The organism is Pseudoflavonifractor phocaeensis (genome assembly GCF_016901735.1).
Lineage (GTDB): Bacteria > Bacillota > Clostridia > Oscillospirales > Oscillospiraceae > Pseudoflavonifractor_A.
On the sequence record NZ_JACLZC010000021.1, the window covers coordinates 1 to 24,684 of the forward strand.

The 24,684-nt window shown below is 63.1% G+C and carries 21 protein-coding genes; 9 read left to right on the plus strand and 12 right to left on the minus strand.

What is annotated here, in order from left to right; genetic code table 11:
* Window positions 1-169 precede the first annotated feature (169 nt).
* Together H7U37_RS06285 and H7U37_RS06290 are read left to right on the plus strand one after the other, a co-directional pair.
* Window positions 170-793: a hypothetical protein gene (locus tag H7U37_RS06285; protein WP_204874492.1), complete on the plus strand. Its 624-nt coding sequence runs from the start codon at window positions 170-172 to the stop codon at window positions 791-793.
* A gap of 171 nt (window positions 794-964) precedes the next feature.
* On the plus strand, window positions 965-2,191 hold the full coding sequence (locus tag H7U37_RS06290; RefSeq protein ID WP_204874493.1) for an NAD(P)-dependent oxidoreductase: 1,227 nt from the start codon (window positions 965-967) through the stop codon (window positions 2,189-2,191).
* 72 nt (window positions 2,192-2,263) lie between these two features.
* Here the strand turns inward: H7U37_RS06290 and tsaA are convergent, their stop codons facing one another.
* Genes tsaA through H7U37_RS06315 form a run of 5 tightly spaced genes read right to left on the minus strand, consistent with a single transcriptional unit; the run spans window position 2,264 to window position 11,108 of the window.
* Window positions 2,264-2,962 (minus strand): tRNA (N6-threonylcarbamoyladenosine(37)-N6)-methyltransferase TrmO, encoded by a 699-nt coding sequence (gene tsaA, locus H7U37_RS06295; protein WP_204874494.1) that lies wholly within the window; start codon window positions 2,960-2,962, stop codon window positions 2,264-2,266.
* Between the two features lie 21 nt (window positions 2,963-2,983).
* A complete protein-coding gene (locus H7U37_RS06300; protein WP_204874495.1) occupies window positions 2,984-6,910 on the minus strand; it encodes a response regulator in 3,927 nt (1,308 codons plus the stop codon).
* Window positions 6,911-6,941: 31 nt separating this feature from the next.
* Window positions 6,942-8,048 (minus strand): HD-GYP domain-containing protein, encoded by a 1,107-nt coding sequence (locus H7U37_RS06305; protein WP_204874496.1) that lies wholly within the window; start codon window positions 8,046-8,048, stop codon window positions 6,942-6,944.
* 15 nt (window positions 8,049-8,063) lie between these two features.
* On the minus strand, window positions 8,064-8,411 hold the full coding sequence (locus tag H7U37_RS06310) for an Hpt domain-containing protein (protein ID WP_204874498.1): 348 nt from the start codon (window positions 8,409-8,411) through the stop codon (window positions 8,064-8,066).
* A 39-nt stretch (window positions 8,412-8,450) separates the two neighbouring features.
* On the minus strand, window positions 8,451-11,108 hold the full coding sequence (locus H7U37_RS06315) for a hybrid sensor histidine kinase/response regulator (RefSeq protein WP_204874499.1): 2,658 nt from the start codon (window positions 11,106-11,108) through the stop codon (window positions 8,451-8,453).
* A gap of 311 nt (window positions 11,109-11,419) precedes the next feature.
* On the opposite strand from H7U37_RS06315, the gene rpsO reads away from it, so the two are divergent.
* Both rpsO and H7U37_RS06325 read left to right on the plus strand, forming a co-directional pair.
* Window positions 11,420-11,686, plus strand: coding sequence for a 30S ribosomal protein S15 (gene rpsO / locus H7U37_RS06320; protein ID WP_087263108.1), 267 nt, complete (start codon window positions 11,420-11,422; stop codon window positions 11,684-11,686).
* 193 nt (window positions 11,687-11,879) lie between these two features.
* Complete coding sequence (locus tag H7U37_RS06325) at window positions 11,880-14,030, plus strand: polyribonucleotide nucleotidyltransferase (protein WP_204874500.1); 2,151 nt, start codon at window positions 11,880-11,882, stop codon at window positions 14,028-14,030.
* Window positions 14,031-14,432: 402 nt separating this feature from the next.
* Here H7U37_RS06325 and H7U37_RS06330 read toward each other — a convergent pair whose 3' ends face one another.
* Genes H7U37_RS06330 through H7U37_RS06345 form a run of 4 tightly spaced genes read right to left on the minus strand, consistent with a single transcriptional unit; the run spans window position 14,433 to window position 16,999 of the window.
* The gene (locus H7U37_RS06330; protein WP_204874501.1) at window positions 14,433-15,089 is read right to left on the minus strand and encodes a hypothetical protein; all 657 of its coding nucleotides are present in this window, start codon (window positions 15,087-15,089) and stop codon (window positions 14,433-14,435) included.
* 5 nt (window positions 15,090-15,094) lie between these two features.
* Window positions 15,095-15,736, minus strand: coding sequence for a hypothetical protein (locus H7U37_RS06335; protein ID WP_204874502.1), 642 nt, complete (start codon window positions 15,734-15,736; stop codon window positions 15,095-15,097).
* A gap of 10 nt (window positions 15,737-15,746) precedes the next feature.
* Window positions 15,747-16,622, minus strand: a complete 876-nt coding sequence (locus H7U37_RS06340; protein WP_204874503.1) for an ABC transporter ATP-binding protein — start codon at window positions 16,620-16,622, stop codon at window positions 15,747-15,749.
* Entirely contained in the window at window positions 16,619-16,999 is a 381-nt protein-coding gene (locus tag H7U37_RS06345; RefSeq protein ID WP_204874504.1) for a GntR family transcriptional regulator, read from the minus strand. Before H7U37_RS06345 ends, H7U37_RS06340 begins: the two co-directional genes overlap by 4 nt.
* 187 nt (window positions 17,000-17,186) lie before the next feature.
* Between H7U37_RS06345 and H7U37_RS06350 the strand changes: the two genes are divergently transcribed.
* Window positions 17,187-18,407, plus strand: coding sequence for an NADP-dependent isocitrate dehydrogenase (locus tag H7U37_RS06350; protein ID WP_204874505.1), 1,221 nt, complete (start codon window positions 17,187-17,189; stop codon window positions 18,405-18,407).
* A gap of 82 nt (window positions 18,408-18,489) precedes the next feature.
* Here the strand turns inward: H7U37_RS06350 and H7U37_RS06355 are convergent, their stop codons facing one another.
* Window positions 18,490-19,128 (minus strand): ferritin family protein, encoded by a 639-nt coding sequence (locus H7U37_RS06355; protein ID WP_204874506.1) that lies wholly within the window; start codon window positions 19,126-19,128, stop codon window positions 18,490-18,492.
* Window positions 19,129-19,353: 225 nt separating this feature from the next.
* Here H7U37_RS06355 and H7U37_RS06360 point away from each other — a divergent pair, with 225 nt between their 5' ends.
* From H7U37_RS06360 to H7U37_RS06370, 3 genes are read left to right on the plus strand one after another with little or no spacing between them, the layout of a single operon-like run.
* Complete coding sequence (locus tag H7U37_RS06360; protein ID WP_204874507.1) at window positions 19,354-20,097, plus strand: ABC transporter ATP-binding protein; 744 nt, start codon at window positions 19,354-19,356, stop codon at window positions 20,095-20,097.
* A complete protein-coding gene (locus tag H7U37_RS06365; RefSeq protein WP_204874542.1) occupies window positions 20,097-21,017 on the plus strand; it encodes a SufB/SufD family protein in 921 nt (306 codons plus the stop codon). The genes H7U37_RS06360 and H7U37_RS06365 overlap by 1 nt, the downstream gene beginning before the upstream one ends.
* Window positions 21,001-21,492, plus strand: a complete 492-nt coding sequence (locus H7U37_RS06370) for a PaaI family thioesterase (protein WP_204874510.1) — start codon at window positions 21,001-21,003, stop codon at window positions 21,490-21,492. The genes H7U37_RS06365 and H7U37_RS06370 overlap by 17 nt, the downstream gene beginning before the upstream one ends.
* A 74-nt stretch (window positions 21,493-21,566) precedes the next feature.
* Here H7U37_RS06370 and H7U37_RS06375 read toward each other — a convergent pair whose 3' ends face one another.
* Entirely contained in the window at window positions 21,567-22,415 is an 849-nt protein-coding gene (locus H7U37_RS06375) for a DUF4358 domain-containing protein (protein WP_204874512.1), read from the minus strand.
* 113 nt (window positions 22,416-22,528) lie between these two features.
* Between H7U37_RS06375 and H7U37_RS06380 the strand changes: the two genes are divergently transcribed.
* Window positions 22,529-23,416 carry a putative ABC transporter permease gene (locus H7U37_RS06380; RefSeq protein ID WP_204874514.1) on the plus strand — a complete coding sequence of 296 codons (888 nt, stop codon included), beginning with the start codon at window positions 22,529-22,531 and terminating at the stop codon, window positions 23,414-23,416.
* 45 nt (window positions 23,417-23,461) lie between these two features.
* Here H7U37_RS06380 and H7U37_RS06385 read toward each other — a convergent pair whose 3' ends face one another.
* Complete coding sequence (locus H7U37_RS06385) at window positions 23,462-24,604, minus strand: metallophosphoesterase (RefSeq protein ID WP_207751951.1); 1,143 nt, start codon at window positions 24,602-24,604, stop codon at window positions 23,462-23,464.
* Window positions 24,605-24,684 lie beyond the last annotated feature (80 nt).

Sequence of the window (24,684 nt, forward strand, 5' to 3'; positions counted from 1 at the left end):
TTGATTACTTCCTCGTTTAGCTGTACAATCTTCTCGGACATGGTTTGCTGTCTCCTTTCGAATGGTGGTGTCGCAACTTCATTCTACCAGAGATCTGCAAACCATGTCTTTTTATTTTTGCGAAACTTATTGTACCTTATCGAAAGACCGGCAAAAAGGAGGGTCTACTATGAACGGACATTACATTACAATCGCCGCGCGTGAATTGCAGCGCTATCTGGGTACGAGTTTCGAGGATGCCACCGAAAAGGCGTGTCAGTCCATCATGCGCCACGCTCTGGCCGCCGCCGCGTCCGCTACGGCTTCCGCCCTGCTGCCCGATGCCGGCGCGTTAATCGCCACCGGCGTGGGCGTGGGCTTTGTCATCGCCATGTATGTGGACGTGTGCAAGATTTTTGGCATTTCCCTCAAGAAAAATGTGCTCAAAAGTGTGGCCTCGGTCATCGTTGCGGAGACTGCCGCCTATCTGGGCGTTCTGATCTCCGCCAGTATCGTTTTCTCGCTGATTCCCGGCATTCATCTGGCCGACACGGTACTGTGCGCGATCATCAACTTCTGCATGGTCTATGCCGCCGGTTATCTCTTCATGCGTATGATGCTCAATGTGTTCAAGGCGGCCAAGGAAAAGGGCGTGGCCCCAGATCTGTCGGAGGCGGCCCTTCGCCAGGCGGCCAAGTCGGTGTCTACCAAGGAAAATATCAGCCGTGCCGCGGAAGAAGGCAAGAAGCTCTACCGTCAGGCAAAGAAGGAATATGGCGATTGCAGCGACATCAAGCCAGAAAGCGCGGAATAAAAGCCAGACGAACAACGCCCCGCCTGTGGAAAACCACCGGCGGGGCGTTCCTTTTTTATAAGGTTGGATGGATTCCGCTATAATTGCAATATTTTGCGCAATTATTTCCATGACAATGGGTAAAAACCGCTGTTATAATTATTTTAATGACAAAAGACGGAGGTTTTCCATATGGCGCAGCATGTATTGGACGAGGCCCACCGCTGCCTCAACTGCAAGGTCCCCCAGTGTCAGAAGGGTTGTCCCATCCACACGCCCATCCCCCAGGTGATTCAGCTGATGCTCAACGGCAAGCTGGACGAGGCCGGTTGGAAGCTCTTTGAAAACAATCCCCTTACCACTGTGTGCAGCCTGGTGTGCAACCACGAAAACCAGTGTGAGGGCCACTGTGTTCTGGGCCGCAAGGGCGCGCCCGTCCACTTTTCTACCATCGAGCAGTATATTTCCAGCACCTACTCCAGCAAGATGGTCAAGGGTCCCGCGCCCTCCAACGGAATGCGGGTGGCCATCATCGGCGCGGGCCCGGCGGGCCTGACCATCGCGGTGATCCTGGCCCGCAAAGGCTATCAGGTCACCATTTTTGAGGGAAAGGACAAGATCGGCGGGGTGCTCCGCTACGGTATTCCCGAATTCCGCCTGCCAAAAAGCGTATTGGACGACTTCGAGTATCACCACCTGATCCTCAAGGGCATCAAGGTGCGGCCCAACACCACCATCGGCGGGGCCATCGGCATCGACGACCTCTTCCGGGACGGCTATCGGGCCATTTTCATCGGCACCGGCGTCTGGCAGCCCAACACCCTCCACATCAAGGGGGAGACCCTGGGCCATGTCCATTTCGGCATCAACTACCTCAACAACCCCGACAGCTACCATCTGGGAGAGCGGGTGATCGTCATCGGCGCGGGCAACGCCGCCATGGACGTGGCCCGCACCGCCCTGCGCAAGGGCGTGCGCCATCTGCAGTGCTTCTCCCGGGACGACAAGGTGGCCGCCTCCCAGCATGAGTACCAGTACGCCCTGCTGGAAGGGGTGGAGTTTGTCTACAACAAGGCCCCGGTGGAGATCGTGGACGCGGGCGTCCTTTTTGCTGACACCAGAGTGGGGGAGGACGGCGCCATCGAGACGGTGCCGGGCAGCGAGACGCTCTACCCGGCGGACAGCGTCATCATCTCCATCAGTCAGGGTCCCCTCAACCGGATCGTCAGCAGCACCCACGGCATCCACACCAACGACAAGGGCCTCATTGAGGCCGACGAGCGGGGCGTCACCAGCCGGCCGGGCATCTTCGCCTCGGGCGACGTGGTGGCCGGCGCCCGCACCGTGGTGGAGGCGGTGGCCCACTCCAAGGCGGTGGCCGAGGCCATGGACGCCTATATGCAGTCCCTTACCCACTAAAACGAGCCTCCGCGATTCAGACAAAGGGCGGCCCTTCCTCCGAAGAGGAAGGGCCGCCCGTATTGTTTGGCGTCAGGTGCAGATCGCGGGAGAGAGGGAACGGACCGTCAGGGTGTCTCCATCCACCGAAAAGCGGACCTCCAGACCGGCAAAGGCCATGCCGTAGATCCGGTCCGGGTCGTGCTGGTAGGAGGGGCGCGGGTCCCGGGCCAGCACGCCCAGCAGGGCTTCCCGCTTCTCCGGCGGGACGGCGGCCAGCAGCTCCGGGGGACAGGCTACCGTTAAAACCTTGCCGCCGTCGGGGGCAAAGCCGCAGGCAGCCTCCGGGTGGGCGTCGGCATAGGGGACGTAGGGCTTGATATCCAGGATGGGGGTGCCGTCCATCAGGTCGGCTCCCGCCACCACGATCACCGGCCCCAGCTCCGGCTCCCGCCGGATCTCCACCAGGCGCACGCAGGACAGGCCGATGGGATTGGGCCGGAAGGGGGAGCGGGTGGCAAAGACCCCCATGCGCTCGTTGCCTCCCAGACGGGGCGGACGGACGGTGGGGGACCAGGTGTCCCGCACGGCCTGGGAGAACTGCCAGATGAGCCACAGGTGGGAGAAGTCCTCCAGACCCCGGAGGGCGTCCGGGTTACGGTAGGGGGGCGTAAAGACCACCCGGGCCCGCAGAGCGTCCACCAGGCCGCTCTGGCGGGGAATGCCGAACTTGGTGGAGAAATCGCTGCGGATGTGTCCGATGACCTGCATGGTCAGGGAAGATTGGGACATAAAACCTCCTGACCGCGCCGGTCAGACGGTAAAACCCTCCCGCTGGGTGAGGACCCCGTCCAGAGCGCGGCGCAGCATCTGATAGAGTTTGTCGTTTTCGATGGGCTTGGTGAGGTATCCGTCCATCCCCGCCAGCTTGGCCTCCTGCTGCTCGCTCTGGAAGGCGTTGGCTGTCATGGCCAGAATGGGGATGGTTTTGGCCTGAGGGTGGGATGTGCCCCGGATGCGCCGGGTGGCCTCCAGACCGTCCATAACGGGCATACGGATATCCATTAAAATCGCCCCATAGGTCCCGGGCGTGGAGGCGGAGAAGCGCTCCACCGCCTCCTGGCCGTTTTCGGCGCAGTCCACCGTCAGGTTGGCCATTTCCAAAAGCACCTGGGCAATTTCCCGGTTGATGGCGCTGTCCTCCACCAACAGCACCCGCTCTCCGTGGAAGGAGGCGTCCGCCTCGCCGGAGGCAGGAGGAGCGCAGGGGGCGGAGAGCTCCTTGCGCCGGGCCTGGGAGAGGACGGTGCGCAGAGAGCTTTCAAAAAACGGCTTGGTGAGGAACAGGTCCACGCCGGCCGCCCTGGCCTCCGTCTCGATGTCGCTCCAGTCGTAGGCCGACATGATGACCACCATCAGCTCCTCGCCCATGGCGGCGCGGAGGCGGCGGACGGTCTCCAGGCCGTCCATGCCGGGCATTTTCCAGTCCACAATGGCCACATCAAAGGCGGGGGCGTCGGGCTGCCCCACGGCGGCCAGAGCGTCGGCCCCGGAGGTGAACCATCGGGCGTGGACCCCCAGCGCGGTGAGGATGGCGGCGGTCTGCTCGCACACGTCCTGAAGATCGTCTACAATGAGCACGTGCATATCCTGGGCCTGGGGACAGTCCCAGGCGGGGACCTCGTGGGGGGCCAGCCGTTCCAGCGGGAGGTCCGCCGTAAAGGTGGAGCCCTGCCCCAGCCGGCTGGTGACGGTGAGGGCGCCGCCCATCATCTGCACCAGGTTGTGGGCGATGGACAGACCCAGACCGGTGCCCTCAAAGACCCGGCCGCCGTCCTGGTGCTCCTGCTCAAAGGGCTGGAAGAGGCGGCGCTGAAAGTCCTCCGACATACCGATGCCGCTGTCGGACACCTCCACCCGGAGGAAATCCCGGTCGCTCTCCCGGCGCAGCAGGGAGACGGTAAAGCGGATCTCGCCCCCTTCGGGGGTGTATTTGACGGCGTTGGACAGTAGGTTCATGACCACCTGATGGAGCCGGAGGGAATCGCCCCGGTAGCTGTCCTCCAGGTGTTCGTCCACCAGGACGTGAAAGTCCTGCTTTTTGTCGGTGGCCTGCCCGTAAATGATGGGCACGATATTCTGGATAAACTCATGGAAGGAGAAGGGGGCAAGATTGAGACTCAGCTTGCCGCTCTCGATCTTGCTCATGTCCAGCACGTCGTTGATGAGGGACAGAAGGAACTTGGCCGAAAGACCGATCTTGCCCAGGCAGTCGGCAATTTTGTCCGGCCGGTCCAGATTGGCCTGGGCGATGGTGGTCATGCCGATGATGGCGTTCATGGGGGTGCGGATGTCGTGGCTCATCCGGGAGAGGAAGTCGCTCTTGGCCGCGTTGGCCCGCTCGGCCATGGTCAGGGCGTCCCGCAGGGCCTGGCGCTGCCGCTCCTGTTCCCGGTGAGTCTCGTCGATGTCCTTGAGGTAGAACATGACCCGTCCGCCGCTGTCCGCGCCGGGAAGAAGCTGTGCGTAGACCGAGAACCAGCGGTAGGAGCCGTCGGGACAGAGGTTGAAGGCCTCCATATACCGTTCCCGTTCTCCGCGGCGGATGGCGTCCCGCAGGGCGTCGGGAAAGAAATTCCGGCGGAATTCCTCCTGAAAGTCGGGGTGGATATAGCTGCGGTATACCGTCTCCAGATGTCCGCTCATGGTGATCCCCGCCTGTATCGGCGAGAGGATGCCGTCGGCTTCCTTCCAGATCAGGAGGGTATCCCGGTCCAGGTCGCCCTCGTAGATGGCGGAATAGAAGCGGTTGACCGCCTGGAGCAGGCGCTGATTGGCCAGGCGGCTTTCCTGCCGGGCGGTGTGGAGGGCGTGGACGTCCCGGAAGGTGAGCAAAATCTGCCGGCCGGCCTGGGACTGAAGGTGGAGGGTAATGCCGATGAGTTCACACCAGCGGTAGCTGCCCTGCCCGTCCTTCCGCCGGACCTCCACGGACCAGCGGTCCCTGCCCTGGGACAGATCCCGGCGGAGGGCGTCCAGGGAGAAGGTGGAGAAAAAGAGCTCCTGGTCGTCGGGATGGATAAGAGCCGCGCCGTAGTCCAGGTGAAAGCGGGTAAAGTCGGCGCCGTTGCCCAAAGCATGGGCGGGCATGGCGCATTTGTAGCTGAGATAGGTGCCTTTATCCGCGTCCAGCACGATGAGCTCGCCAAAGAGGGCCATGACCGTGGCGGTCATGATCTGTTCCCGGCCCAGAGCCTGGGCCTCCCGCTCCTTGGCGGCGGTGATGTCGCGGAGGGTGCCGATGACCTTGCGCACCGTCTCCCCCTCCCGGATGGCGTCGCCCTGGAAGAGATACCAGCGGTAACCGCGCTCCTGTTCGGTGAGGCGGAGGCGGACCTGGGCGTTGCGCACCTGTCCGGAGAGGATCTGACGCACCAGCTCCAGATCCTCCGGGTGGACCCGCCGGGGCAGGGAGGAGAGATAGCCGCTGATGTGGGCGGTGCGTCCCCCCATTGCGCTGCTGTCCTGGGCGATATAGCAATCCTGATCGGGATAGTATTCAAAGACCACGTCGGCGGCGCTCTCCACCGCCACCCGGTATTTGAGCTGTTCGGCCTCCGCCTTGGCCTGGGCCTCTTTGCGGGCGGTGATGTCCAGCACCACCAGGGTATAGACCGGCAGTCCCTTCCAGGTGTCGGTGGGCTTGCCCTCCACGTGGACCCAGCGGCCCGGCTGGTGGGGGACGGGGGCGTCAAAGGAGATGGGCTCCTCCCGGTCGGCGGCCTCCAGGCAGCGCTTGGCGCAGTCGCCGCCCATGTGCCCGGCAAAAAACTGGAGTCCTTCCTTCCGCTGCATTTCTTCGGAAAGACCCATCATCTCCCGGAAATTGCGGCTCATCTCCAAAATGGTAAAGCCTTCGTCGGCCACGCAGTTGACTACCCCGCCGGGCAGACTGTTGTAGGCGGCCTCCCGCTCCCGCAGGAGCCGCTCCTCGGTGAGCTTGCGCTCCTCAATGGTACGGGAGAGGGTGAGCTCCATCAGATCGGCGCCGGGGGGCGTGTCCAGGAAAATGACACGGGACTCGGCCCAGCGGTACTGTCCGTCCTGGTAGAGATAGCGGTACTCCAGGCTGATCTGCTGTTCGCCCCGGTTGTGGAGCTCCATCAGGTGTTCCCGGGAGAAGAGCCGCAGGAAGGCCGCCCGGTGGTCGGGGTGGACGTAGCGGGCCGAGTCCACCGCCAGGTTGGAGAAGGGGCCGCTGTGCGGCGGCATGACGGCGGTGGAGCCGTCGCCCACCAGGGTGGTATAGGTTTCCTGAGTCAGATTGACCGAATAGACCACCGGGTAGAGCTGAGCGGCCACCTGAGCCAGACGCCGCCGGCCCAGCGCCACCTCCTCCTCCTGAACGGTGGGGGTATGGGGCGTGACGGAGATGAGATAGGCGGGGATGTTCTCCTCACCCCAGGGCAGGGGAGTGGCGGAGATGTCCACCAGGGAGCCGAAGAGACCGTTATAGCCCACCGTGGTGTTGGTCTCCTTGTCCCCCAGATCGCGCAGCGGGCAGTTGTGGCAGTATTGGGACCAGAGCTCGTGGCAAATCATGCCCTGGCGGATGTCGGGGGTGACCTCCTCCACCCGCTGGTTATAAAAAAGGATCTCATGGGTATCCTGTCGGATGACATAGATGGCGGTCTTGCCCAGATGGTTGAGGATACGATGGATGCTGTCCCGATTGGACATGGGATTCCCTCCTAGCGTCCCTGGGTGGGGCTCAGGATAATGCCGGGGCGGCCTGCTTGTGGGGGCAGCTCCGGTACATCTGGCGGATATACTCGGCCTGCTGGCGGAAGCTCTCCAGCAGCTCGGGGTTGAAAGCGCCGCATTCGCCGGCCAGGATCATGCGCACCGCCTCTTCCGGGGGGAAGGGGGGTTTATAGACCCGCTGGCTGGTAAGGGCGTCGTAGACGTCGGCCAGAGAGACCACCTGGGACCAGATGGAGATCTCGTCTCCCTTGAGGCCGTCGGGATAGCCCCGGCCGTCCCAGCGCTCGTGATGGTGGCGGCAGATGTCGTAAGCATACTGATAGATGGGGTTGTCCCGGCTTTTGGGGATGCGGTCCAGCAGCTCACAGCCCTTGATGGTATGGGTTTTCATAATGGCGAATTCCTCGGGGGTGAGGCGGCCGGGCTTGTTGAGAATCTGGTCGGGAATGGCGATCTTGCCCACGTCGTGCATAATGGCGGCGGTGGCGATCTGGTCGATTTCCTCGTCGGTGAGGGAGGCGCAGCCGGCAAAGCCCCGCACCCGCAGGTCCCGCAGCAAGATGGCGGTCAGATCGTGGATGCGCTGGACATGCTCGCCCGACTCGCAGTCGCGGAACTCGATGGCAGTGGAGAGGGTCTCGATGATGGAGCTGTTGAGCTGCTGAATCTCGATGGCCTTTTCGGCCAGGGCCTGCTCCTGCACCTCCACGGTGCGGCTCAGCCGTTCCCGGGCCTGGAAGAGCTCCACCACGCTGCTCACCCGGCGGCGGATAAAATAGGGGATAATGGGCTTGCTGATGATATCCATGACGCCCAGGTCATAGCCCCGGCGCATGTTGGCCTCGGAGCAGTCGGCGGTGATGAGAAAGACGGGGATACGGGCCAGAAGGCCGGCGGCGTACATCTGCTCCACCACCTCAAAGCCGTCCATCACCGGCATAATGACGTCCAGCAGCACGGCGGCCAGGGTATCGCCGTGGGTGCGGATGATGTCCATGGCCTCCAGGCCGTTTTCCGCCTCCAGGATGGTATACTGGTCGCAGAAGGCCTGACCCAGCACCACCCGGTTGATCTCCATGTCGTCCACCACCAGGAGGGAGTTACGTTTACTCATGGGTGTGCCTCCGGCTCAAAGCTGGGAGATGTCCCGGCAGGCGGCCTGATAGGCGTCGCTGAGCAGGGCGAAAAGGGGGGCGATCTGGTCGGTCTGGCCGCCGCGCACGGCGGAGACCAGGTCGCTGCTGGCGTCCCGCAGGGCGTCCAGGCCCAGATTGGCGGCCACGCCCTTGAGGGTATGGGCGCCGCGCTCCACGCCGGTCAGATCGCCGGCGGCCACCGCGTCGGAGAGAGCGGCAAAGGTCTTGTCCTCGGGGAGCCGGCGGAGGAAGCGGAGCAGCAGGGCCTCGCTGCCGCCGAAGCGGGCCAGCGCGCCGGCCTGGTCAAAGCGAAGCTGGGAAGAGAGCTGAGAAAGTGTCATGGGGATTACCTCCAAATATAAAAAGTACAAAGCGGATGCTTAAGAAGAATGGCGGGCCTCCTCCCGCTGGTCCAGCAGGCGGGAGAGCTTGGCGATGACCTCATTCATGTCGATGGGCTTGCTGATGTGGCCGTCCATGCCGGCGGCCAGGCTTTTTTGGACGTCCTCCGAAAAGGCGTTGGCCGTCATGGCCAGGATGACCACGCCGGCGGCGTCGGGGCGGTCCAGGGCGCGGATGCGGCCCGTGGCCTGATAGCCGTCCATTACCGGCATCTGCACGTCCATGAGGATGGCATCATACCAGCCTATGGAGGAGGCGGTAAACTTGTCCACGGCCTCCTGGCCGTTTTCCGCCTGCTCCAGCGCCGCGCCGGAGGGGGCCAGCAGTTCCAGGGCAATTTCCATGTTGAGGGGGTTATCCTCCACCAGCAGCACCCGGCGGCCCCGCAGGTCGGCGGGCTTGGTCTCCTCGGCCGGCAGGGGAGAGCCCATCAGGCGGCAGAGCAGCTGGGAGAGGGTGTTGGGGAAGAGGGGCTTTGCGGCCACGGCGTCGGCGCCGGCGCTTTTGGCGGGGGCGGAGAGGTCGCCGGTGTCATAGCCGCTGACCATGAGGATGGTGGCGTCCTTGCCCCAGGGCTGGGTCCGCAGCTTTTTGACCAGATCCAGGCCGTCCATCTGGGGCATTTTCCAGTCCACCAGGTAGAGCCGGAAGGGCTCCCCCACTTCCACGGCGGTCCGGGCGGTGTCCAGGGCCTGGACGGCGGTACGGACGTGGTCGGGCCGGCAGCCCAGCCGCTCCAGCAGCAGGCAGGCGTACTCGCAGCTGTCCTGGTCGTCGTCCACCACCAGGGCGCGCACCCCTTTGAGGGAGGCGGGCAGGACGGTCTCCACCGCCCCCGACACCCGGGCCAGGGGAAGCTCCACGGTAAAGGTGGAGCCATGCCCCAGACGGGAGGAGAGGCTGATGTGTCCCCCCATCATCTCCACGAACCGCCGGGAGATGGACAGACCCAGGCCGGTGCCGCCGTAGCGGGCGGTGATGGAGTCGTTTTCCTGCTCGAAAACCCCAAAGATCTTTTCAAAATTCTCCTCGGCAATGCCGGCGCCGGTGTCGATGACCTCGAAGCGGAGCCACATGGTCTCCTCCGTGTGGGAGAGGGCGGTAATGCGCAGGGTGACGCTGCCCCCCTTGGGGGTAAACTTGAGGGCGTTGGACAAAAGGTTCATGGTCACCTGGTTGAGGCGGAGCAAATCGCCGGCAAAAGCTTCGTCGGGCATACCGCGGAGCACCACCTGAAAGTCCACGCCCCGGTCGGCGGCCTGGGGCGCGATGACGTTGCTCACCGACTCCACAAAGGCGTTGAAGTCGAAGGGCTCGTGGCGCAGCTCCAGCTTGCCGCTTTCGATTTTGCTCATGTCCAGCACGTCGTTGATGAGGACCAGGAGATGCTTGGAGGAGAGGCTGATCTTGTTGAGACAGTCGGCGATTTTTTCCGGTTCCCCCACGTGCTGAAGGGCCACGGTGGTCATGCCGATGATGCCGTTCATGGGGGTGCGGATCTCGTGGCTCATGCGGGAGAGAAATTCGCCCTTGGCCTGGCTGGCCTTGCGGGCCTCCTCCACCGCCTCCCGGAGCTGGCGCTGCACCTCCAGGGCCTGGGTCTCGTCGGTGAGGACGGTGAAGCGGTAGTCGGCCCCCTCCAGCGAGGCACGGTAGATCTGGAAGGAGAAGTGGCGCTCCCCGTTGGTGCGGCTGTTTTCATAGCGGAAGGCGCTGTTATAGTAGTTGCGCCCCTCCGACTCCGGCGGGTCCAGGAAGGCGGGCAGGTCCTGGGGCCGGATGCCCTGCCGGATCTGGTCCAGGATGCGGTCGATGTCGCCGCCGGTCTCCCGGTCGTCCAGGCAGAATGCGGCGCGGCAGTTTTGGGAAATATAGTCCTGGGTGGGATCGGAGGGACAGGAGATGACAAAGACCTGATCCACCGTCCGGCAGAGGAGATCGAAAAGGTCGTTTTTCTGCCGGACCGTCCGGTTGAGGCGGCTGATGAGCAGATTGTAGCACACCAGGGAGACGGCCACCACCACGGTGAGGAAGATGGCCGCGGTCACAAAGAAGCGGTAGGTGGTGGTGCTGCCGGCCCAGAGATTGAGGAAGGAATCGTGGGAGGCGCTGAGGATGGTGTCCATACAGGCGTCCAGCTGGGCCTGGAGGGGGTCCAGGTGGACGGATTGGTAGTCGTCGATCTCCTGGGCGGAGCGGTCGTCGTCGGCGGCATAGTCCATCATCTCGTTCTGAGCGGCGTGGACCAGGTCCAGCTGCGCCCGCAGGGCGTCCAGATCGGCGGCGGGACCCAGATAGGCGTCGGCGATCTCCTCCAGCAGGGGGTCCATCTGGTCATAAATCTCGTCCACCTGCCGGCGGACATCCTCCAACACGTCGGGGGTATTGATGAAGGGAAAACGGGTCATGATAAGGCTGGCCTGCTCGCTGAGGACCCGGAGGGAGCCGGTCCGCTCCACGGCCTGAAAGGGGTAGTTGGCGATCTGGTCCAAATTGGCGTTGATGCGGCCGATGCTGGACATGGACAGGCCCACCAGCACCAAGACCAGCACGAACACCAGCACGGCGGAAAAAAAAGAGATCCGGCCCACGTTATGCGCCTCGGCGCGCCGGGTCCCATGCTTCAATTGCGGCATAAACTGCCCCTCCCTGCCTGACGATAGTAAAGCGCGGGGACGGCCCGGCCGGCCCAATCCCCGGATACCTCATTGTAGCACCTTTTTCGCCCGACCGCCACAGGAATTTCCGGCGGAGTCCACAGGGGAAAGAGGGGAAAATCGTGCAATTTTTCCTTTACAGGCCGGGGAAACTGTGGTATGCTTAATCAGCACGTTCGTGCGCCTGCCCGTGACTGGGTCCAGGGAGATTTGCCCGCGGAGATGCGGGGAAGTCCACCCGCCCTCCACGCGGTCACCGGGCACAATCAAATGAAAGGTGGAATTTTCCCATGATCCGTAAGGACGAAAAGACGGCCGTGATCGAGGCCAACCGCACCCACGAGACCGACACCGGCTCCCCCGAGGTGCAGATCGCCATTCTTACCGCCCGCATCCAGGAGCTCACCGAGCACCTGAAGGTGCATATCCACGACAACCACAGCCGCCGCGGCCTGCTGAAGATGGTCGGTAAGCGCCGCAAGATGCTGGACTATCTGGCCGCCAAGGATATCGAGCGCTATCGTGCGATCATCGCCAAGCTGGGCATCCGCAAGTAATTTTTTGGTACAATTTGGGGTGGTGTGGGTTCATTCCGCACCACCCTTTGTTCCAGACAGAAAAAACGGCGCGTGTCAGCGCCCGAGCGCCTTTTAGCAGTTGAATGTGGACCTGAATGGGTATCGGGCCTGCATTCAAGTGCTAAAGAGCCCGCGGGTGAGGCGCGTGCCGGTGAAAAGGAGGATTTTATTCATGTCTACCGTCATCAAGCACAGAACCTTCCCCAACTATAAGACCTGGTCCATGGACCTGGCCGGCCGTCCCCTCACCATTGAAGTGGGCAAGGTGGCCGAGCTGGCCAACGCCGCCTGTATGGTCAAGTACGGCGAGACCACCGTTATGGTGGCCGTCACCGTCTCCCCCCGTCCCCGGGACGGCGTGGACTTCTTCCCCCTGAGCGTGGACTTTGAGGAAAAGCTCTACGCCGTGGGCCGCATCCCCGGCTCCTTCATGCGCCGGGAGGGCCGTCCCTCTCTGCCCGCCGTGCTGGCCTCCCGCCTCATCGACCGGCCCATCCGGCCCCTCTTCCCCGGCGACTTCCGCAACGACGTGTGCGTCACCTGCACCGTCATGAGCGTGGATTACGACTGCTCCCCCGAGGTGGCCGCCATGATCGGCACCTCCGTCTGCCTCTCCTATTCCGAGATCCCCTGGGCGGGCCCCATCGGCTGCCTGGAGGTGGGCTATGTGGACGGCCAGATCGTCTTTAACCCCACCCAGGAGCAGCGCAAGGACTCCCAGATGGACGTCACCGTGGTGGCCACCGAGGGTAAGGTGGTCATGATCGAGGCCGGCGCCAAGGAGATCCCCGACGAGATTATGTATGAGGGTATCGTCAAGGCCCACGAGGAGATCCGCAAGCAGGTGGCCTTCATCAACAACATCACCGCCGAGATCGGCAAGCCCAAGATGGAGTACGACCACGCCGACTTCGACCAGGAGCTCTTCGACAAGATCGTGGAGGCCACCATGGACCAGGCCAAGGCCGCCATGGACACCGACGACAAGAACGTCCGGGAGGAGCGGTGGAACGCCCTCATCGACCGGTGGCACGAGCTCTTCCTGGAAGAGTACCCCGATATGGACAAGTACCTGGAGGAGATCACCTACAAATTCCAGAAGAAGATCGTCAAGGCCTGGCTGCTGGAGGGCCACCGTGTGGACGGCCGCGCCAAGAACGAGATCCGGCCTCTGTCCGCCGAGGTGGGCGTGCTGCCCCGGGTCCACGGCTCCGGCCTCTTCACCCGCGGCCAGACCCAGGTGCTCTCCGTCTGCACCCTGAACACCCTCTCCGCCTGCCAGAAGCTGGACACCATCTGGGAGGAGACCGAGAAGCGGTATATGCACCACTACAACTTCCCGCCCTACTCCGTGGGCGAGGCCAAGGCCCCCCGCTCCACCAACCGCCGCGAGTACGGCCACGGCGCTCTGGCCGAGCGGGCCCTGGAGCCGGTGCTCCCCTCCGCCGAGGAGTTCCCCTACGCCATCCGCGTGGTGTCCGAGGTCCTCTCCTCCAACGGCTCCACCTCTCAGGGCTCCATCTGCGGCTCCACGCTGGCCCTGATGGACGCCGGCGTGCCCATCAAGGCCCCCGTGGCCGGCATCTCCTGCGGCCTCATCCAGGACGACAACGGCGGCTTTACCACCTTCATCGACATCCAGGGCGTGGAGGACTTCCACGGCGAGATGGACTTCAAGGTGGCCGGCACCAAGAAGGGCATCACCGCCATCCAGATGGACCTGAAGAACGACGGCCTTACCCATGAGATTATCAAGGAAGCCCTGGCCATCACCAAGGACGCCCGCTTTGCCATCCTGGACGAGATCATGCTGCCCTGCATTTCCGAGCCTCGTCCCGAGGTGGCTCCCACCGCCCCCAAGATGGTGAAGATGAAGATCGACGTGGACAAGATCCGCGAGGTCATCGGCTCCGGCGGCAAGGTCATCCAGAAGATCTGTGCCGACACCGGCGCCAAGATTGACATCGAGGACGACGGCACCATCTACATTGCCGGCGAGAATGCCGAGAGCTGCAACGCCGCCAAGAAGATCATTGAGACCATCGTCTTTGTGCCCGAGGTGGGTCAGCTGTACTACGGTAAGGTGGTGCGCATCCTCCAGTTCGGCGCCTTCGTGGAGCTGGCCCCCGGTAAGGACGGCATGGTCCACATCTCCAAGCTGGCCGACCGCCGGGTGGAGAAGGTGGAGGACGTGGTCAACATCGGCGATATGATCTGGGTCAAGGTGACTGATATCGACGAGAAGGGCCGGGTCAACCTGTCCTACAAGGACGCGCTCAAGGAGATCAAGGCCAAGAAGGCCGCCGGTCAGAGCGTGAAGTAAAAAACCTCTATAAAAACGCCAACGGGCGGCCGTTCGGCCGCCCGTTTTTCATGCACCGCACCGGCGGCGCAGGGATAGAATAAAAGAGAGAGGGGAGAGGACGGTGGAACAGGAGGAGGCGCTCCGGCAGCTGGACGAATCCATCTTCTTTTTGCTGCTCCTCATCGCGGGGCTGTTTTTCTCCTTGATCGCCCTTTTTCTGGAGCGTCAGGCCCTTGTGGAGGGGACGGCAGGACCGGCGGAGGAAGCGGCCCGGGTACGCCGCAGGGCCGCCGCCCTGGAGCTGGTGACGGCGGGGTATTTCCTCACCGTCACGGTACAAAGCGCCGACGCCTCCCCACGGTCGGTGCTGGCCGAGACCCTGGTAATGGGGGCGGCCTTTCTCCACTGGATGGAGGAAATTCAGGACGGCAGCGTCAGCCGCAGCAGCGAGACCACCGCCACCGCCAGCAGCACCGCCGCCGCCAGTACGCAGCAGGGCCAGACCGAGAGCAGCGCCCCCCAGGGGATGACCGCCCGTCCTAAAAACGCCGCAAAATAAATGCCGAAGATCAGCCAGCCGCTCCGGTTGCCGAAGCGCAGGCAAAGGGCGCCCAACAGAAAGCCGGCCAATACGCCGCCGGCGGCGGAGGCCACAAGTACCAGGCCGTTGACCTCATAGAGGGGGTCGCCCAGCACCCGCAGACCGGAAAAGACCGTGGGCATCCAGTCATACACAAGCCAATGGTCCGCGGCGGTAAAGAGCAGGGAGAGAAGGGACAAAAGGGCAAAGACCGCCCCCAGATATGCCCAGACCCCCAGCAGCGCCTTTTTGCGGGATACGCTGAAGGAGACCGCCAGGGGAAAGCCGTGGCACACTCCGATGATGCCGGCGACGAGACCCAGCAGAGTGCACACCACCGCCAGCAGAATGGGGAGAAAGACAAAGGTGGTCCGTGCGCCGATGACGCCCACCGCAGCCAGATTGGCCAGCAGGGAAAGGAGGAAGCAGCCGGTAGGGGCCAGGATGTAGAGGAAAAAATCGTCCCGGCTGTACCGTAAAAGGGCAAAAGGTTTCATATCCATCACCTCACAGCGGCGGCGCCTGTAATGCGGGCGCTGCCCAAAAGCCCGGCCAGAGAAAGTCCGCCCAGAATCAAAACGGAGAGGAGCGGGAAAGGGGAAGCGAACACGCCCAGCGTGGAGAGCGCGTTCCAGACCGTGGCAAAGAGCCACAGGAGAATACCCAGCGTGGTACACAGGATTCCCAGCTTGGGGTGGTGCGGATAGAGTAATCCCAGCAGGTGGGCCAGCTCGCCCACCGCCGCCGTGGACAGGAAAAAGAGGGGCAGCTCCGAAAGGGAGAGGAAGGGGACCACCCAATCCCATCCCATCCATCCGGGGAGCATCACGCAAAGGCCCAGGATGGCGGTGAGGACCAGCGCGGCCAGGAGAAGAAAGAGCTGGTTTGCCCAGAAAAAGCGCCTCCGGGTGCAGCAGGTGGACAGGGCCAGATTGAGCCAGCTGCCCCCCGCCGCTGTTTCGAAGGAGAAAAAGAGCAGGAAAGCCACCATGGGGGACATTTTGTAGTAGGACCAAAGGAGATCATAGTCCTCCCGCGTCCCGCCGCCCAGGGCGGCATAGACCATCATAACGGCCAGATAGCCGGCGAACAGGAGAAACACCGGAGAGCAATTCCGCCATAAAAAGCGTATGGTGCGCAGCATGGCCTTCACCTCAAATCTGTTCCGCGCCGTGGCCGCACAGCGCCACAAACACCTGCTGGAGCCCCAGGGGAGAGCGGTCCACGTCGGCCTCCGGCGCGGGGGTCCCCCGGATGACCGCCTCCTTCCGCCGGCCGATGGTGCGGGCCGAGAGGACGGTTACCCCCTGACAGGCCCGGTCCACTTCTTCCGCCAAACCGGAGACGGCATAAAACTGCGCCAGCAGTTCGTCTACCGGCCCCGACACCACGATTTTGCCCGCATCCAGGAACAAGACCTCCTCAAACACCGACGCAGCCTCCTCGATGATGTGGGTGGAGATCACAAAGGTGCGCCCCGTCTGGGCGAAATCGTCCAGCAGCAGGCGGTAAAACTGCTCCCGGGCCACCACGTCCAGCCCCGCAGCCGGTTCGTCCAGGATGGTGAGGGGAGCCCGGCTGGCCAGGGCAATGAGAATGGTCACCATGGACCGCTGGCCCTGGGAGAGGGCATAGACTTTGCTCTTTTTCTCCAGGTGGAAGAGGTCCAGCAGCCGGGCGGCATAGTCTGGGTCCCAGTTGGGATAGAAGAGGGCGGCGGCGTCCAGATAATTCTGCATTTTCAGATTGTTGCGGCTCCCCATGAGGGTGACGGGCAGCTCCCGGGAAAAGCAGATGTGGTCCAATGCGTCCTGGTTTTCCCACACCGGCGCGCCGTCATAGGTGACGCTGCCCTTCTGAAAGGGGTTCTGTCCCGACAGGCAGCCCAGCAGGGTGGTCTTGCCCGCGCCGTTGCGCCCCACCAGGCCGTAGATCTTCCCCGGCCGGAGGGTAAGGGACAGGTTTTCCAGTACCGTTTTCCTGCCGTAGGACTTGCACAGGCCGTCGGCCTGCAAAATACCCTGTGTCATGACTCTTCTCCTTCCTCCATGGCGGCCTTCACCATGGCCAGCAGCGTTTCCTCGTCCAGACCCAGCGACCGGCCCTCCCGCACCATGGGCCGGAGGTAGCCGTCCCAAAAGGCGGCCTTCCGTTTTTCCCGAATGCGCGCCGCCGCTCCCGGCGCGACGAACATCCCCAAGCCACGGCGCTTGTAGAGGATCCCTTCGGCGGCCAGCAGGTTTAACCCCTTGCCCGCCGTGGCCGGGTTGATGCGGTAGAGCCGGGAGAGCTCGTTGGTGGAGGGCACCTGCTCCTCCTCCTGATAGACGCCCCGCAGAATGTCGTGTTCCACCATGGCGGCGATCTGCTGATAGATCAGGGGCCCTTCTCCCAGAGGGGTGTGCATACCGCCACCTCCTTCCCAATGTTCATTGGTTCATTACTTGTGTAATGAACTATATCACAAAAAGCGCCCGCTGTCAAGCAGGGCGGATTTGTGGGGCGCGGCATTGCAATTTTGGGGAAAAATCGGTATACTAAAAAAGATATTGCAGGCGGAACCATTCCGCCCATACGGAGGTGCCGAAACAAGCATGGCTAAGATTCAGATGACCACTCCCCTGGTGGAGATGGACGGCGACGAGATGACCCGTATTTTGTGGCAGGACATCAAGGATGTCCTCCTCACCCCCTATATCGACCTGAAAACCGAGTATTACGACCTGGGCCTGCCCGAGCGGGACAAGACGGGCGACCAGGTCACCGTGGACTCCGCCGAGGCCACCAAGAAGTACGGCGTGGCCGTCAAGTGCGCCACCATCACCCCCAACGCCCAGCGGGTGGAGGAGTACAAGCTCCATCAGATGTGGAAGTCACCCAACGGCACCATCCGGGCCATTCTGGACGGCACCGTGTTCCGCGCCCCCATCATGGTCAAGGGCATTTCCCCCGTGGTGAAGAACTGGAAAAAGCCCATCACCATCGCCCGTCACGCCTACGGCGACGTGTACAAGGCCACCGAATACCGGGTGCCCGCCAAGGGCAAGGCCGAGCTGGTCTTTACCGACGAGAGCGGCGCGGAGACCTTCCGCCAGACGGTCTATGACTTCGAGTGCCCCGGCGTCCTCCAGGGGCAGTACAACAAGGACACTTCCATCCGGTCCTTTGCCCGGGCCTGCTTCCAGTACGCGGTGGACACCAGGCAGGACCTGTGGTTTGCCACCAAGGACACCATCTCCAAGAAGTACGACCACACCTTTAAGGACGTGTTCCAGGAGGTCTTTGACGCCGAGTACAAGGCCAAGTTCGACGAGCTGGGCATCGAATACTTCTACACCCTCATCGACGACGCCGTGGCCCGGGTCATCCGCTCCGAGGGCGGCTATATCTGGGCCTGCAAAAACTACGACGGCGACGTGATGAGCGACATGGTCTCCACCGCCTTCGGCTCCCTGGCCATGATGACCTCCGTGCTGGTCTCCCCCGACGGCAAGTACGAGTATGAGGCCGCCCACGGCACCGTCACCCGCCACTACTACAAGTACCTCAAGGGCGAAAAGACCTCCACCAACCCCATGGCCACCATTTTTGCCTGGACCGGCGCCCTCCGCAAGCGGGGCGAGCTGGACAGCCTGCCCGAGCTGGTCAACTTCGCCGACCAGCTGGAGGCGGCCTGCATCACCACCATCGAGAGCGGCACCATGACCGGCGACCTGGCCGGTCTGTGGGAGGGCAAGCACCCCGCCAAGGCGGTGGACAGCCACACCTTCCTGGAGGCCATCCGGGATCAGCTGGACAAGAATCTGGCCCAGTAAGCCATAGGTAAAAAGCAACCCCGGATCGGTTTCGGTCCGGGGTTTTTGCCCAAAACGGCGGTTTCTGTCCCTTCCGGCGGCGTCAGAGCTGCTCCAGCAGCCGGCGGATCTGGGCGGCGTGGCCCGCCTCCTCCTCGGCCAGCTCCAGGAAGAGGGCCCGAAGAGCCGGGTCGGCGGTCTCGGCGGCGGCGGCCAGAAAGGCGGAGGCGCTCCGCTGCTCCCCCTGAAAGGCCCCCCGCAGCAGGGCGGGCAGCGCGCCGGCGGGCAGGCTGCGTCCGGGAGCGTCCGCCGGCCAGTAGCGCACGCCGGTGATGAGAAAACAGGCGGCGGCCAGGCGTTTGGCGTGGGTCAGCTCGGCGGCGGCCAGCCCCCCCAGCGTCCGGGCGTATACCGGACCCGACCGCCGGGAGAGACTTTGATAGAGCCGCCACTGGGCCGTGCTCCCCTCCACGAACCGCTGGAGCAGCGGCGCGTAGGACAGGGAAGCGGGCCCCAGACAGGGAATTGCGTCCTCGCCCATCCCGTCCAGGTGGATATGTCCGCCGCCGGCGGGCGTCAGAGCGGGCGCGCCGGCGGGCAGCTCGTCGTTCGCCGTGTCCGCCGCCGGCTGCTCCACCACAAAGGGGCAGTCTGCCCGGTCCCGCGGCATCACCCGCCGCCATACCCGGGCAAAGGCGGCCTCATCCAGCCCCTGGCCCGGCGTCAGATAGGTATGCTCCATAGCAGTTCCTCCTTCATCCATCGGTACTTCACCCCCATTCTATGCCCCACCCCGCCCGGCGGCCCAGAAAGAAATCATAGTATTTTGATAGGAGATACTTGTACTGTGGTATAAGAAGTGCTATAATATCACATACTGACAGGAAAGCCCTGGCAGATCACATATGTTTGGACGCGGCACCGCCGCGCAGGATATGATACGGGATACAAAAGGAGAAGTCAGCTTATGCTGGAGATCAAACACCTCACCTACCAGGTGTCCGACGACGCGGGCGCGGAGCTGGGCATCCTCAACGACGTCTCCCTCACCATTGGAGAAAACAAGCTGGTGGTCATCACCGGCCCCAACGGCGGCGGAAAAACCACCCTGGCCAAGGCCATCATGGGCCTGATCCGGCCCAACGGCGGCGAAATTCTGTGGAATGGCGTCGATATTACCTCCATGAGCATCACCGAGCGGGCCCGCCTGGGCATCAGCTACGGCTTTCAGCAGCCCCCCCGGTTCAAGGGCCTGCGGGTGCGGGATCTGCTGTGCCTGGCCGCCGGCCGGGACGACCTGTCCACCGAGGACGCCTGCCAATATCTGACCAAGGTGGGCCTGTGCGCCCATGATTATATCGACCGGGAGGTGGACACCTCCCTCTCCGGCGGCGAGGTCAAGCGCATTGAAATCGCCACCATCCTGGCCCGGAAGTCGGGCCTCATGATCTTCGACGAGCCGGAAGCCGGCATCGACCTGTGGTCCTTTGCCAAGCTTACCGAGACCTTCCAGGCCATCCACGCCCGGCGGGAGGCCACCCTCATCATCATCTCCCACCAGGAGCGCATCATCAACCTGGCGGATGAGATCATCATGATCGAGGACGGCCAGGTGGCCCAGCACGGACCCAAGGAGGAGATCTTCCCCCTCATCCTGGCCAAGACCTCGGCCGGATGCACCTATCTCAGCGAGGAGGCAAACAAAGCATGATGGACAAGACCGATTGGAAGCTGCTCCGGGAGATCGCCGACCTGGAACGCACCCCCCAGGGGGCCTATAACATCCGGCGCAACGGACAGCTGGACTCCCGGGCTTCCACCGCCAATATCGACATCACCACCAAGACCGACGGCAAGTCCGGCATCGACATCCGGGTCAAGCCGGGCACCAAGAAGGAGTCGGTCCACATCCCCGTCATCATCCATGACACCGGCTTCACCGAGCTGGTGTATAACGATTTCTTCATCGGCGAGGACTGCGACATCGACATCGTGGCCGGCTGCGGCATCCACAACACCGGCTGTGAGACCGCCCAGCACGACGGCCTCCACACCTTCTATATCGGCAAAAATTCCCGGGTGCGCTACTTCGAGCGCCACTACGGCGAGGGCGAGGGCACCGGCAGCCGGATTTTCAATCCCAAGACGGTGGTCTACCTGGAGGAGGGGGCCTCCATCCAGATGGAGACCACCCAGATCCGGGGCGTGGACTCCACCAAGCGGGACACCCGCATCGTGGTGGGCAAAAACGCCGAGGCGATCATTACCGAGAAGCTTCTCACCCACGGCAGACAGACCGCCGAATCCGACATGGAGATCATTCTGGACGGGGAAGGGGCCACCGGCCGGGTCATTTCCCGTTCCGTGGCCCAGGACCAGTCCCAGCAGGTCTTTTACCCCAAGATGACGGGCAACGCCAAGAGCTTCGGACACGTGCAGTGTGACTCCATCATCATGGGGGAGGCCAAGATCTCTTCCATCCCCGCCATCGCGGCAAACCATGTGGACGCCCAGCTCATCCATGAGGCTGCCATCGGACGCATCGCCGGCGACCAGCTCCTCAAGCTGATGACCCTGGGCCTCACCGAACAGGAAGCAGAGGAGAAGATTTTGGATGGATTCTTGCAGTAATGTGGAAAGCAATGTGGCAAATGTAGCGGCCCGTACCAAGCATAACCGCTTTGCTGAGTATATCGGGGTACGCATCACCAAAATTGCCCAGGACTATGCCGAGGGGGAGCTCCCCATTCGGGAAGAGCTGCTCAACCCCATGGGCCTGGTCCACGGCGGGTGTCTGTGTACCCTGGCGGATACGGTGGCCGGCTGCGCCGCCGCCACCCGGGGCCGGGTGGGAGTGACCCTGGACTGCCGGATGGATTATCTGCACCCTGCCCGCGATACTGCCGTGGTCCGCTGTGTGGCCAATCCTCAGCGGGTGGGACGGACCATCATGGTTTACCGGGTCTATCTGACCGACGACAAGGGGGAGGCGGTAGCGGCGGGGACCTTCACCTTCTTCATCAAGAACGAGCCCCTGCCCGACTACATCGCCGAAAGCGCGGCGGAGCTGGCCGCGGTGCAGGCCGCCGGGTTTCTCCCCAAATGACAAGATACCCGCCCTTCCCACGGCGTACGGGGAAGAGCGGGTATTTTTTACGTTATGATGTACCGGCGGCGCGCTTATTCGGCGTCCAGAGCGGCAATCCCGGCGGTAAAGGCGGCCACGCCGGCGTCGGCGTCCTCACCGATGAGGAAGAGGAGGTAATCGCCCTCCACCACCACCCGGGCGTCCTCCACCTTGGGCAGGTTCTGGGACAGATACCAGGAGAAGGTGTCCTCCTGGGTCTGACGGTAGCCCTCCAGCTGCTCCTTGACGGCGTCCACGTCGGCGTCCTGGGCCAGCTTGGCCAGGATGACGGTGTCAGGGCTGGTAATCATGGGGAAGAAGGCTACATAAGCATCAAACTGTTGGGTGTCGATTCCGTAGTTGGACATAAAGGTATCGTCCGCTTTCATGCCCACCGCCATACCGGCGGACTCCATCACCTGATAGCCCAGCTGAATCATGGGATCGCTGTTGGGAGTAGTGATGGTGACCTGACCGTCGGCGGTCTCCACGGTGTAGCCCTCCAGGTGGGTGAATACGTCGCCGGGCAGGAAGGTGACGCCGTCGGTCACCACGGCCTGCAGATCGGCCACAGTCTCGCCGTTGACCGACACGCTGTTATCGGTGAAATGGACCACGATCTGGTTTTCGCCAAAGTAGAACCAGCCCTCGTTTTCCTCCTGGGCCCAGTAGGCGGAGCCGTGGTCAGCCTCGGCCACCAGGCGCATGGGCAGGTTGAGGGTGCCGCCGGGGATGCCGGTGAGGTCCAGGGCCTTGCCGTTGAGGACGATGGTCTGGGCGTAGCCGGTATCGGTGCCGGCGTTGGGGTTGGGAGCGATCAGAACGGGCTCCTGGGCCAGGGCGGTGAGGGTCAGGCTGCCGGCCAGGGCGGCGGTCAGGGCGATAGCGCCAAGCTTTTTCATAAACGTTACTCCTTTTGCTGCCGGTGGCAGCGTCATTTTCTTGTGCGGAAGGTTAGACGGCGGCCGGGGCTAAAAGTTCCGCGCCAGGCAAAAATTTTTTGCGGGAGGTTTTTATGCTCTATTCTGTGCTGTGCTATTTCTTCGTGTACGCCTTTTTGGGCTGGTGCGGCGAGGTGTGCTTTGCCGCCGTGCGCACCCGAACCTTTGTCAACCGGGGCTTTCTCAACGGTCCCATCTGCCCCATCTACGGCTTTGGGGTGGTCATCGTGGCCCTGACGCTCCGGCCGGTGCGGGACAATCTGCCGCTGCTCTTTGTCTGTTCGGTGCTGCTCACCAGCGCGCTGGAGTGGCTCACCGGCTTTCTGCTGGAGCGGCTCTTTCATCAGCGGTGGTGGAATTACCTGGAGCGCCCCTTTAACCTCAACGGTTACATCTGCCTGGAATTCTCTCTGGTCTGGGGGATTGCCTGCGTATTCGTGCTGCGGGTCCTCCATCCGCTGGTGGCCCATCTGGTGGGATTGATGCCCCACGGCGTGGGCGTGGCGGTGCTGATAATCTGCATGCTGCTCTTTATCACCGATCTGTCGGCCACGGTGGCGGCCATGGTGGGCCTCAACCGGCGGCTGCGCCAGCTGGAAGAACTGGCCCAGCGGATGCGCGCCGCCTCCGACGAGCTGGGGGAGGGGCTCTCCCAGCGGATGATCTCCTCCAGCGACAGGCTGGCCGACCTGCGGGACGATCTGGCCATCCGCACCGCCGATTTCAAGGAGGAGCTTGCGGGACGGACGGCCGACTTCAAGGAGGACCTCTCCGAGCGGGCCGCCTCCATGCGGTCTGACCTGGCCCAGCTGCGGACTGCCCGGGAGCGGCTGCTGACCGACCGGAAATTCGGCCAGGGCCGTCTGCTGCGGGCCTTTCCCCGGATGACTTCCACCCGCTACGCCGCCGCTCTGGAGGAGCTGCGCCGCCGGGCCGCCGCCCGCCGCAAGGAGAAAAAATAAAAAGACGGACGTTTTCCCGCAAAAGTAGGGAAAACGTCCGTTTTTTCAGAGCAGCGGAGAAAAATAAGGCGTTGCGTCCGCCGGAGCGGGGAGGAGCCGGCCGGTATACCAGCCGCTGAGACCGTCCCGCTTGACCAGCGCCCCCCGGGAGGTGCGCCGCACCACGCTGACCACGTCGCCGGGAGAGAGGGCGATTTTATGGTCGGTGCAGTCCTCCGCCCGGGTGACGCCCCCCTCCTCGTAGAGGTAATCGGTCAAAATATCCAGGGTCCGCCCGCTGGCCGGATGGAGGCAGCGGCAGAACTCGGGGCCATATTCCAGCACCTCCACCGGGTTCTGGCTCCAGCGGATGTTGATGCAGTCGTCGTCCCCTGCCTGGCCGTCGGCCGCCACCGCCAGGGGGAAGCCGTCGTAGCTCTCATAGGCCGCCGGGTCCTCCTCCCAGCGGAAGAGGAGGGCGTTGAGCTGGCCGTCGCACTTGAGGTTGCAGCCGCCGTCGATGCTGACAATATGCCGGTGGGGGAGGACCAGAGGCCGGGCGGACTGATGGTGGGGCCGGTAGAGGGTGACCGGCCAGTGTCCCACCACCACCCAGCGGGAGAAGGCGCGGTACTGGCCCACAAAATCGTCGTCCTTCATGCAGGGCCAGGCGGGCAGGTCCTCCAGCCGGTCCTCCCGGGGGACGCCGCCGTGGACGAAGAGATACCGGTCGCTGACCAGCATGGTGGGGAGGCTCCGCAGAAAGGCCAGCTCTTTGGGAAAACACCGGGGGATGGCGGCTTGCAGCGCCGGATAATCCGCCGGTCCCCGGAGAGGGAGGCCTACCTCCGCCGCCATCTGGTGCAAAATGGACTTTTTGCCCCACTTGCCCAGATAACGGATGTAAAACGCCTCGGGCAGCAGGGGGGGATCGCCCACAAACTGATAGGCCAGATTGTCGCAGTTGCCGCACACCATGCGGATGTCATACCGCTGGGACAGGTCCATCACATGGCGCAGCAGGGTGAGGCTGTCCACCCCTTTTTCCAGCAGGTCGCCCAGGAGGATGAGGGTATCGTGGGTGGAAAATCCAATCTGCGCCAAAAGGCCGTTGAAAAAATCCAGATTGCCGTGGACGTCGCTGATGACCACCACCCGCCGTCCGGCGGGCAGGTCCAGCCGTTCCACCCGCGCCAGTTCTTCCACCATGACAAAGCCGCCCCCTTTCGATTATCCACAGTGTAGCACAAAACGGTGGAAAAAAGAAGGGGGCGGCTGTTTATCCCGGA

Coding starts and splice junctions, on each gene's coding strand:
- H7U37_RS06285 (WP_204874492.1), top strand. CDS start 170: ATGAACGGACATTACATTACAATCGCCGCGCGTGAATTGCAGCGCTAT.
- H7U37_RS06290 (WP_204874493.1), top strand. CDS start 965: ATGGCGCAGCATGTATTGGACGAGGCCCACCGCTGCCTCAACTGCAAG.
- tsaA (WP_204874494.1), bottom strand. CDS start 2,962: ATGTCCCAATCTTCCCTGACCATGCAGGTCATCGGACACATCCGCAGC.
- H7U37_RS06300 (WP_204874495.1), bottom strand. CDS start 6,910: ATGTCCAATCGGGACAGCATCCATCGTATCCTCAACCATCTGGGCAAG.
- H7U37_RS06305 (WP_204874496.1), bottom strand. CDS start 8,048: ATGAGTAAACGTAACTCCCTCCTGGTGGTGGACGACATGGAGATCAAC.
- H7U37_RS06310 (WP_204874498.1), bottom strand. CDS start 8,411: ATGACACTTTCTCAGCTCTCTTCCCAGCTTCGCTTTGACCAGGCCGGC.
- H7U37_RS06315 (WP_204874499.1), bottom strand. CDS start 11,108: ATGCCGCAATTGAAGCATGGGACCCGGCGCGCCGAGGCGCATAACGTG.
- rpsO (WP_087263108.1), top strand. CDS start 11,420: ATGATCCGTAAGGACGAAAAGACGGCCGTGATCGAGGCCAACCGCACC.
- H7U37_RS06325 (WP_204874500.1), top strand. CDS start 11,880: ATGTCTACCGTCATCAAGCACAGAACCTTCCCCAACTATAAGACCTGG.
- H7U37_RS06330 (WP_204874501.1), bottom strand. CDS start 15,089: ATGAAACCTTTTGCCCTTTTACGGTACAGCCGGGACGATTTTTTCCTC.
- H7U37_RS06335 (WP_204874502.1), bottom strand. CDS start 15,736: ATGCTGCGCACCATACGCTTTTTATGGCGGAATTGCTCTCCGGTGTTT.
- H7U37_RS06340 (WP_204874503.1), bottom strand. CDS start 16,622: ATGACACAGGGTATTTTGCAGGCCGACGGCCTGTGCAAGTCCTACGGC.
- H7U37_RS06345 (WP_204874504.1), bottom strand. CDS start 16,999: ATGCACACCCCTCTGGGAGAAGGGCCCCTGATCTATCAGCAGATCGCC.
- H7U37_RS06350 (WP_204874505.1), top strand. CDS start 17,187: ATGGCTAAGATTCAGATGACCACTCCCCTGGTGGAGATGGACGGCGAC.
- H7U37_RS06355 (WP_204874506.1), bottom strand. CDS start 19,128: ATGGAGCATACCTATCTGACGCCGGGCCAGGGGCTGGATGAGGCCGCC.
- H7U37_RS06360 (WP_204874507.1), top strand. CDS start 19,354: ATGCTGGAGATCAAACACCTCACCTACCAGGTGTCCGACGACGCGGGC.
- H7U37_RS06365 (WP_204874542.1), top strand. CDS start 20,097: ATGGACAAGACCGATTGGAAGCTGCTCCGGGAGATCGCCGACCTGGAA.
- H7U37_RS06370 (WP_204874510.1), top strand. CDS start 21,001: ATGGATTCTTGCAGTAATGTGGAAAGCAATGTGGCAAATGTAGCGGCC.
- H7U37_RS06375 (WP_204874512.1), bottom strand. CDS start 22,415: ATGAAAAAGCTTGGCGCTATCGCCCTGACCGCCGCCCTGGCCGGCAGC.
- H7U37_RS06380 (WP_204874514.1), top strand. CDS start 22,529: ATGCTCTATTCTGTGCTGTGCTATTTCTTCGTGTACGCCTTTTTGGGC.
- H7U37_RS06385 (WP_207751951.1), bottom strand. CDS start 24,604: ATGGTGGAAGAACTGGCGCGGGTGGAACGGCTGGACCTGCCCGCCGGA.